Origin of the sequence: Promicromonospora sp. NPDC057488 (assembly GCF_042802395.1) — a bacterium.
Classification (GTDB): domain Bacteria; phylum Actinomycetota; class Actinomycetes; order Actinomycetales; family Cellulomonadaceae; genus Promicromonospora.
Genome location: NZ_JBHVEG010000217.1, coordinates 1 through 9,334, shown reverse-complemented (window position 1 = coordinate 9,334; position 9,334 = coordinate 1). Strand labels below are relative to the sequence as shown.

The 9,334-nt window shown below is 75.6% G+C and carries 8 protein-coding genes; 6 read left to right on the top strand and 2 right to left on the bottom strand.

What is annotated here, in order from left to right:
- Positions 1–115 precede the first annotated feature (115 nt).
- The 5 genes from ACFU5G_RS27010 (at position 116) to ACFU5G_RS26990 (ending at position 6,848) form a co-directional block, all read left to right on the top strand.
- Positions 116–2,548 (top strand): primosomal protein N', encoded by a 2,433-nt coding sequence (locus tag ACFU5G_RS27010; protein ID WP_377251682.1) that lies wholly within the window; start codon positions 116–118, stop codon positions 2,546–2,548.
- Positions 2,545–3,219, top strand: coding sequence for an HAD family hydrolase (locus ACFU5G_RS27005; RefSeq protein ID WP_377251680.1), 675 nt, complete (start codon positions 2,545–2,547; stop codon positions 3,217–3,219). Before ACFU5G_RS27010 ends, ACFU5G_RS27005 begins: the two co-directional genes overlap by 4 nt.
- Before the next feature lie 95 nt (positions 3,220–3,314).
- Positions 3,315–4,301: a hypothetical protein gene (locus ACFU5G_RS27000; protein WP_377251678.1), complete on the top strand. Its 987-nt coding sequence runs from the start codon at positions 3,315–3,317 to the stop codon at positions 4,299–4,301.
- 4 nt (positions 4,302–4,305) lie between these two features.
- Positions 4,306–5,304, top strand: a complete 999-nt coding sequence (gene fmt, locus ACFU5G_RS26995) for a methionyl-tRNA formyltransferase (RefSeq protein ID WP_377251676.1) — start codon at positions 4,306–4,308, stop codon at positions 5,302–5,304.
- On the top strand, positions 5,301–6,848 hold the full coding sequence (locus ACFU5G_RS26990; protein WP_377251674.1) for an RsmB/NOP family class I SAM-dependent RNA methyltransferase: 1,548 nt from the start codon (positions 5,301–5,303) through the stop codon (positions 6,846–6,848). Before fmt ends, ACFU5G_RS26990 begins: the two co-directional genes overlap by 4 nt.
- Positions 6,849–6,894: 46 nt before the next feature.
- On the opposite strand, the gene ACFU5G_RS26985 is transcribed toward ACFU5G_RS26990, so the two are convergent.
- On the bottom strand, positions 6,895–8,031 hold the full coding sequence (locus ACFU5G_RS26985) for a DUF3592 domain-containing protein (RefSeq protein WP_377251672.1): 1,137 nt from the start codon (positions 8,029–8,031) through the stop codon (positions 6,895–6,897).
- 134 nt (positions 8,032–8,165) lie between these two features.
- Positions 8,166–8,594: a DUF1761 domain-containing protein gene (locus ACFU5G_RS26980; protein WP_377251670.1), complete on the bottom strand. Its 429-nt coding sequence runs from the start codon at positions 8,592–8,594 to the stop codon at positions 8,166–8,168.
- A gap of 36 nt (positions 8,595–8,630) precedes the next feature.
- Between ACFU5G_RS26980 and rpe the strand changes: the two genes are divergently transcribed.
- Positions 8,631–9,293, top strand: coding sequence for a ribulose-phosphate 3-epimerase (rpe, locus tag ACFU5G_RS26975; protein WP_377251668.1), 663 nt, complete (start codon positions 8,631–8,633; stop codon positions 9,291–9,293).
- Positions 9,294–9,334 lie beyond the last annotated feature (41 nt).

Here is a 9,334-nt window from a genome sequence, read left to right as displayed (position 1 = left end):
GAGGTCGGCACAGGCCTGTGCCGACCTCGATGCAGAGTGCCGACCCCGGGCGCACTGCGCGTGACCAGGTCTCGTGCTCGCCGCGGGTGTGGGTGGCGCGTGGTGGGATAGGGGCGTGAACGGGGACGTGGACCAGGCCGTGCAGGACGACGCGCTGCTCGGGCTGGACGAGGTGGGCGGTGTGCCCGCGCGCGGCAAGGGCAGCGGCAAGGGCAAGACCGCGTCCCGCGACCCGCTGGAGAAGGCCGAGACCAACGGCATCCCCATCGCCGAGCGCCTGCCGGTCGCCCGCGTCGTGCTGGACCTGCAGCCCGGGCACCTGGACCACCCGTACGACTACCTGGTCCCGGTCACCATGGACGCCGACGCCCAGCCCGGCGTCCGGATCAAGGCGCGGTTCGGGCGGCAGGACGTCGGCGGCTACGTCGTCGCGCGCCAGGAGACCTCCGACCATGACGGCCGGCTCGTGCCGTTGCGCCGCGTGGTGTCCGGCGAGCAGGTGCTGACGCCGCAGGTGCTCGCGCTGTGCCGCGCCGTGGCGGACCGGTACGCCGGGACGCTCGCCGACGTGCTTCGGCTGGCGCTGCCGCCGCGGCACGCGCGGGTGGAGAAGGAGGGCGGCGCACAGGATGAAAGCCGCGCGGAGAAGGTAGGCGGCGCGGAGGCTGAGACCGAGTCCGCCGAGACCAAGTCGGCTGAGACCGAGTCCGCAGCTGCCGAGTCCGCAGGTACCGAGCCGGCCGCGGCAGGGGACAGCCCTCTAGCGGTGCCGGACTCGTCCGCCTGGGCTCCGTACCGCGGGGGAGAGGCGTACCTGCGCCGGATCCACGCGGGCGAGGCGCCACGGGCCGTGTGGTCGGCGCTGCCGGGTGTGGGGGTCGACCGTGCGGGCGGGGCCACGGACGCGTCCGCAGGTGCGTCCGCTGACGCCGCCGCGGTCACCCCGCACTGGGCGGCCGCCGTCGCCCAGGCCGTGCGGGCGTGCATCGCGGGCGGGCGCGGGGCGCTCGTCGTCGTGCCGGACGCGCGGGACGCGGAGCGGGTGGTCGCAGCGCTGGAGGGTGCCGGGATCGGGGCCGACGACGTGGTGCGGCTGCTCGCGGACGACGGTCCCGCGCCCCGGTACCGGGCGTTCCTGCGGGCGCTGCGGGGCGATGCGCGGGTGGTGGTGGGGACCAGGGCCGCGATGTTCGCGCCGGTGGCCGACCTCGGCCTGGTGGTGCTGTGGGGCGACGGCGAGGAGACGCTGGCCGAGCCGCACGCGCCGTACCCGCACGCGCGCGACGTGCTGGCGCTGCGTGCCGAGCGGGAGGACGCGGCGTTCCTGCTGGGTTCGCCGGGGCGCACCGTGCAGGCGCAGGCGCTGCTCGCGTCCGGCTGGGCGCGTGAGCTGGCCGCGCCCCGCGACGTGGTGCGCGCCCGGGCGCCGCGGGTGCGTGCGCTGACGTCCGTGGAGCTGGCGCGGGACGGCGCCGCCGCCGCGGCCCGGCTCCCGTCCGTGGCGTGGCGGGCGGCCCGCGAGGCCCTGGAGCGCGGTCCGGTGCTGGTGCAGGTGCCGCGCTCGGGCTACCTGCCCGTGGTCGCGTGCTCCCGCTGCCGGGTCGCCGCCCGCTGCGCGCACTGCCACGGCCCCCTGGGGCTGCCGCACGCCGACGGCGCCCCGCAGTGCACCTGGTGCGGCCGGCTGGCCGGCGGCTGGCGCTGCGACGAGTGCGGGTGGACGGGCCTGCGCTCGGTGCGCGTCGGCTCGGCGCGTACCGCGGAGGAGCTCGGCCGCGCGTTCACGGGGGTGCCGGTGCGGCTCTCGGCGGCGTCCGCCCCCGGCGGGGTGATCGACGCCGTCCCGGACACGCCCGCCCTCATCGTCGCGACCCCCGGGGCCGAGCCCGTCGCCGCGGACGGCTACGCCATCGCCCTGCTGCTCGACGCCGCCGTGATGACCGGCGGCACCGGGCTCGCGGCCGGCACGGAGGCGCTGCACCGCTGGCTCGCCGCGGCGTCGCTGGTCCGGCCCGGGCCCCAGGGGCAGGTGCTGCTCGTGGGCGACGGCGCCCCCGGACCCACCCAGGCGCTGGTGCGCTTCGACCCGGCCGGCTTCGCGGAGCGCGAGCTCGACGAGCGCGCCGAGCTGCACCTGCCGCCCGCCGTCCGGGTCGCCGCCGTGACCGGGGACCGGCTGGCGGTGGACGCCGTCGTCGGGCGCGTCGGGCTGCGCGAGGACCTGGGCGCGGGGTCAGGCGTGCTGGGGCCGGTCGAGCTCGACCCGGAGACACCTGGGCGGGGTCCTGGCGGGCGGGGAACGGGCGCGCGCGGTCCGGGCGGCCGGGGCGGCGCGGCTGGGAGTGCCGGTGGGGGCGCGCGTGGGAGCGCGGCCGGGAGCGCAGCCGGCTTCGAGGCTCTCGACCTGCCCGTGCGCACCGTGCTGCGGGTACCGCTCGCCCAGGGTGACGAGCTCGCCCGTAGGCTCAAGGCCAGCCTCGCTGTCCGCTCCGCGCGCCGCGAGGGCGGGACCGTCCGTGTTCAGCTCGACCCGAAGGAGATGCTGTGACCGCAGCCGACCCCACCCCTGCCGTCGACACCGCTGCCGTTGACACCCCTGTGATCGACACCCCCGTGATCGACACCGTCGTGTACGACTTCGGCAACGTCCTGATCGGCTGGGACCCCTTCGGTCCCTACGCGGGCCGGCCCCGGGCGGAGGTCGAGGCGTTCTTCGAGGCGGTGGACTTCGGCTCGATCAACCACGCCGCCGACGCCGGCACACCGTACGAGGTGCTGCTGGAGCGGGTGGGGCGCACCCACCCCGACCACGTCGAGGACCTGCGCCGGTACGTGGAGCACTACGAGCTGTCGCTGACGGGGCCGATCGAGGGCTCCGCGGAGCTCGTGGCCGAGCTCAAGGGCCTCGGCCTGCGCCTGTACGGGCTGACGAACTGGCAGGCCGAGACCTTCCACAGCGCCGAGCCCGCCGCGCCGGCGATCGGGCTCATGGAGGACGTCATCGTCTCGGGGCGTGAGGGCATGGCCAAGCCCGACCGGCGCATCTTCGAGCTGGTCGTGGAGCGGTTCGGCGTCGACCCGTCCCGCGCCGTCTTCGTGGACGACAAGACGGTGAACGTCGACGCCGCCCGCGGCGTCGGGTTCCACGGCGTGGTTTTCACCGACACCGAGACCCTGCGCCAGGACCTGCGCGCCCTGGGGCTCCCGGTCACGGGGTAGGCAGCACGGGGTAAGCAGCACGGGCAGGACAACAGGGCTTCGGCGACCGGCGAATCACCTCCCGGCACCGCCCCGGGCGGTGTCACGCTCCGGAGATGACCTCGCTGGAGAAGACCTCGCTGTTCGTGCGGGCCGTGCGCACGGTCCGCACCAACCCACCGCTGGCCGTGACCGGGCTGGTGACGGTCGTGGTGCTCCTGGCGTGCCTGGTCGGGCTCGTGGCCGACCCGCGCCAGGTGCTCGGTGAGCCCACCTGGCTCAAGCCCGCGAAGTTCGCCGTCTCGATCTCCGTCTACAGCCTCACGCTGATCTGGTTCCTCACCTACGTCCGCGGCCGACGACGCCTCGTCGCCGCCGTCTCCTGGATCGTCGCGGCCGCGCTGCTGATCGAGCAGGCGCTCATCATGGTCCAGGCGGCGCGCGGCCTGCGCAGCCACTTCAACGTGAGCACCCCGCTGGACCAGACGATCTACTTCGCCATGGCGGGCGCCGTCGCCACGCTCTGGGCCACCAACGTGGTGCTGGCCGTCGTGCTGCTCGCCCAGCGGCTCGAGGACCCCGTCCTCGCCTGGGGCCTGCGCGCCGGCCTCGTGGTCGCGGTCACCGGGATGGCCGTCGCCTTCCTCATGACCGACCCCACCCCCGCCCAGCTCGACGCCGTCCGCGCGGGCGGGGACCGCGTGCTGGTCGGCGCGCACTCCGTGGGCCCGGTCGACGGCGGCCCCGGCCTGCCCGTGCTCGGCTGGTCCACCGTGGGCGGCGACCTGCGCGCCGCCCACTTCGTCGGCATCCACGCCATGCAGGCCCTGCCCCTGGTCGCCTGGCTGCTCGCCGTCCTGCCCGCCGCCTGGCTCACCGTCCGGGACCGCACCCGCCTGGTCCAGGTCGCCGGCGCCACCGCCCTCGCCGTCGTCCTGCTGCTGACCTGGCAGGCGCTGCGCGGGCAGCCCCTGACCCGACCGGACGCGCTCACCGCGGGGACCGCCGCCGTCGTGGCGCTCGCGGCCCTGACCGCGGGCGGGGGTGTGGTGCTCGTCGCCCGGCGCCGGGCCGCGGTGAGCGAGGCGGCACACCTAGACTGACCTGGTGCGTCTTCTCTTCGCCGGAACCCCTGAACCCGCCGTCGCCTCCCTGGAGGCCCTGCTCGGCTCGCGCCACGAGGTGGTCGCCGTCCTGACCCGCGCCGACGCGCCGTCGGGCCGCGGCCGCAAGCTCACGCCCAGCCCCGTGCGGGCGCGGGCCGAGGAGGCCGGCCTGCGCGTCATCACCGACGTCCCGCGCGGCGACGAGTTCGTGGCCATGCTGCAGGAGCTGGAGATCGACGCCGCCCCCGTGGTCGCCTACGGCCACATCCTGCGCCCCGCCGTCCTGGCCGTACCCCGCCTCGGCTGGGTCAACCTCCACTTCTCCGTGCTGCCCGCCTGGCGCGGCGCCGCGCCCGTGCAGCGCGCCGTCATCGCAGGCGACGAGGTCACCGGCGCCACCACGTTCCTGCTCGACGAGGGCATGGACACCGGCCCCGTGCTCGGCACCACCACCGAGACCATCCGGCCCACCGACACCTCCGGCGACCTGCTGGGCCGCCTCGCCGTCTCCGGCGCCCAGCTCCTCGTGTCCACCCTCGACGCCCTCGAGGACGGCAGCCTCCAGCCCCAGACCCAGCCCGCCGACGGCGTCTCCGTGGCCCCCAAGCTCACCACCGACGACGCCCGTGTGCTCTGGACCGACCCGGCGCTCGCGGTCGACCGCCTGGTGCGCGGCTGCACGCCCGCGCCGGGCGCGTGGACGCTGCTGCCGGACGGCTCCCGGCTGGGCCTCGGGCCCGTCTCGCCGCGTCCTGAGGTGACCGATCTGACCGCTGGCGAGGTGCGCGCCCTCAAGCACGAGGTGCTGGTCGGCACGGCCACGCACGCCGTCGCGCTCGGCGAGGTGCGGCCGGTCGGCAAGAAGGCGATGCCGGCGCCCGACTGGGCCCGGGGCGGCGGCCGCGCGCTCGTCGAGGCGGGGCTCGTGCTGGGTGCGGCGACGGCTGGCACCTCGGCTGCTCCGGCGACCACCACGACCACGACGGGGGCCTCCGCATGAGCGGCTACGACGGCGACCGCGGGGGCCGTAACGACCGCAGTTTCGGCGACGAGCGCCGCAGCTCGGCCGGGCGGCAGCGCTCGGCGGCCCGTTCCCGGGGCGACCGGTCCGCGACGTCGCAGGCGCCGTCCGAGCGCCGCAAGCGCACGGACCAGGCCCGGACGGCCGCGTTCGACGTGATGCGTGAGGTCGACGAGTCCGACGCGTACGCCAACCTGGTGCTGCCCCCGCTGCTGCGCGAGCGGCGTATCCGCGGCCGGGACGCCGGGTTCGCGACCGAGCTGACCTACGGCACGCTGCGCCTGCGCGGCCGGTACGACGCGATCCTGGCCACCTGCGTGGACCGGCCGCTGTCGGGCCTGGACGGGGCGCTGCTGGACGTCCTGCGCCTGGGCGCGCACCAGCTCCTCGGGATGCGCGTGCCCGTGCACGCGGCGGTCTCCGAGACGGTCGGCCTCGCCCGCAACCGGGTCGGCGCCGGCCCCGCGCAGATGGTGAACGCGGTGCTGCGCCGGGTCTCGGAGCGCCCCCTGGACGAGTGGCTGTCCGTGCTCGAGAAGGAGGCGCCCGACGCCCTGAGCGGCCTCGCGACCACGCAGTCCCACCCGCTGTGGATCGCCCGCGCCCTGCGCGAGGCGCTGGCGGGCAACGGCCGTGCCACCGACGAGATCGGCGACCTGCTCGCCGCCGACAACGCCGCCCCGCGGGTCACCCTGGTGGCGCGACCCGGCCTGACCGACGTCTCCGACGAGTACGCCTGGGGCGACGCCGACCTGGTCGCGGGTCGCTGGGCACCCACCGCGCTGCGGCTGGAGGGTTCGGACCCGTCCGGCATCCCCGCGATCCGGGAAGGCCTCGCGGGCGTCCAGGACGAGGGGTCGCAGCTGGTCACCCTCGCGCTGGCCGGCGTGCCGCTCGACGGCCCCGACAGCCGCTGGCTGGACCTGTGCGCCGGCCCCGGCGGCAAGGCCGCCCTGCTCGCCGCGCTGGCCGCGCAGCGGGGCGCGCGGCTGGTCGCCAACGAGGTCGCGCCCCACCGCGCCCGCCTGGTCGCCAAGGCGCTGGCCGCGCTGCCCGACGGCGTGGTCGAGGAGGTGCGGACCGGTGACGGGCGCGAGGTCGGCGCCGAGGAGCCCGGGGCGTACGACCGGGTGCTGGTCGACGCGCCGTGCACGGGTCTGGGCGCGCTGCGTCGTCGGCCCGAGAGCCGGTGGCGGCGGACGCCGTCCGACCTCGCGGCCCTGACCAGCCTGCAGCGTGAGCTGCTGGCGTCGGCGCTGGACGCCGTCCGGCCCGGGGGAGTGGTGGCCTACGTGACGTGCTCGCCGCACCTGGCCGAGACGCAGCTCGTGGTCACCGACGTGCTCAAGAAGCGCGACGACGTCGAGCGGCTGGACGCCCCGGCCGCTGTGCGGGCGGTGGTGCGCCCACCGGCGGGTACAGCGGACGAGATCCCGCTGGGGGAGCGCGACGACGTGCAGCTCTGGCCGCACGTGCACGGGACGGACGCTATGCACCTGACGCTGCTGCGCAAGGTCGTCTGACCCGTTCGTCCGGCCCGCCGCCCCGCCGCCCCGCCCCGCCGCGCCGTCAGCCGGCCGGCGGGGCGGCGTCGTCCGTCGCGGGCCGGCGGGCGCGCTGCACGAGGGCGACGGTCCCGGTGAGGACGGACACCACCGCTGCGGCGACGAGTGCGACGGAAAAGCCCACGAAGACCCGCGTGTCGGCCTGCCAGCCGCTGTCTCCCACGGCCTCGGCGTTGCCCGGCCTGCCGGGCTCGTAGACCAGGTCGACAACGTTGCCCTCGTAGTAGACGTGGTCCTGCGGGCGGATGAAGGACGTCGCCTCGGTGCCGTCCGGCAGCGTGAAGCGCACGTCGAGCCAGCCGCCGCCGCCGACCGTCCAGTCGCTCCTCACGACGGTCGCCCGCGCGCGAGCACCGGTGTCCTGGAGAGCTCGCGCGTCGTCGACGGCGCCTGCCGCGAACATGCCCAACGCGATCGCGACCGCCACCGGGGCGAGGCCGACGAAGAACACGATCTGCGCCGTCTCGAGGCTCGCGAGGAGCTGCGGACGGCGGCGAGCCGGGCGAGTCGGGTGAGCCGGGCGAGAAGTTGGGCGGAGCCCGAGCGGGTCACGCTGCTGGAGGAGATGCTCGTTGCCGGGCCGACCGTCGCGCAGACGGATCCAGGCGCGCCGCAGGAGCTCGCCGAGGGGGAGGAGCGCGACCAGCAGCAACGCGAGCGCGAACAGGTCGAACAGCGCGCCGATGATGATGCCGATGTCGACGAGCGGAGCGTCGACGGCGGCGGCCGTCCCCGGGTCACGAGGGTCGTAGACCACCTCGATCCGGTCGCCCACGTCGACGCCCGCCGGCCAGTGGTCGAGGGTCGTCTCGAAACGCGGCGGCTCGATGGGCCGGACCGTGATCGTGCCCGAACCGAAGCGGCTGGGGTGGTGGGCCAGCACCGAGGCTTCGGCGTGTACCCCGTGGCTCTCCAGGACGGCCTGCTCCTGGATGTAGCCGAACGTCAGACAGGCAGGAAACACGGCGAAGGCGAGGAGGCCGAGGACCATCGCCACGAGCCCACGACCGGACCTCGCCCGGAGCGCCGCCCGGGTCCTCGCCGACTGCGCGGCCCAGCGTGAACCCGGCGGTCGATCATCCCGCTGGGCCTCGATCTGGCGCTCGACCGCCCGCCGCGCCTCCTTCTGCTCCCGCGTCACCGGGACCACCCCCGGTACCGCCGGTGCCGGACTCCCGGTACGTCCCCCTGCTCCCGCTCCGCAGCCACGCCCGGAGACTAGCGCCGGGACCCGACGTCCAGGCCGGGAAGCGGCGTCCTGCCGCGGGTGAACTCCTACACGCCCGCCGGGGGCCAGACGCCGATGATCACGGACATGACCAGGATCGTGACCAGCTCGTGCGCCAGGTTCAGGGTGGTGAGCGCGGGCGGGCGGCCCTCGAAGGCGTCGTGCGTGATGAAGCGGGCCGCGGTGAAGCCGATCCAGAGCAGCACGCCGGTCACGACCGCCGCGCTGAAGAAGCTGCCCTCGTAGAACCGCCAGGCGATGAAGACCGCGCCGGCCAGCACCCAGGAGGTCAGGAAGCTGACGAGCACCGTCACGACGATGGGCCAGACGCCGGCCGCCTGGGCGGCCTCGGGGTCCACCTTGGCCAGGCGCATCCAGCGGGTGCCGAACACCCGGGGCGTGTACCAGACGGAGCCGACGACGAGCGTGGACAGCGTCGCCACGATCACGGCCCAGTAGTTCACATCGGGGATCATCGTCGCTCCCTGTCCGTCGGCCTCTAGGCTGGCATCATGGCAGCACTCATCGCCCCCAGCATCCTGTCCGCCGACTTCGCGAACCTCGAGCGGGACCTCGGCAAGATCGCCACTGCCGACTACGCGCACGTGGACGTCATGGACAACCACTTCGTGCCGAACCTGACGCTGGGGCTGCCGATCTTCGAGCGGCTCGCGAAGGTGTCGCCGATCCCGCTCGACGCCCACCTCATGATCGAGAACCCGGACCGCTGGGCGCCGGCGTTCGCGGAGGCCGGGGCGGCGTCGGTCACCTTCCACGCGGAGGCCGCGCAGGCGCCCGTCCGCCTGGCCAGGGAGCTGCACCGGCTCGGCGCGCGGGCGGGTGTGGCGCTGCGCCCGGCGACCCCCGTGGAGCCGTTCCTCGACCTGCTGGCCGAGATCGACATGATCCTCGTGATGACGGTCGAGCCCGGGTTCGGCGGGCAGTCGTTCATCGAGGGCACGCTGCCCAAGATCCGCCGCGCGCGGCAGGCCGTGAGCGAGTCCGGGCTCGACGTCTGGATCCAGGTCGACGGGGGAGTGTCCCGGGACACGATCGAGCGGGCGGCCGACGCCGGGGCGAACGTCTTCGTGGCGGGCTCGGCCGTGTACGGGGCCGAGGACATCCCGGCGGAGATCGCGACGCTGCGCGAGCTGGCGGACAAGCACGCGCACTGACGGGGCGCCTGACTGACCGGCCCGACTGACCGGCCCGACGG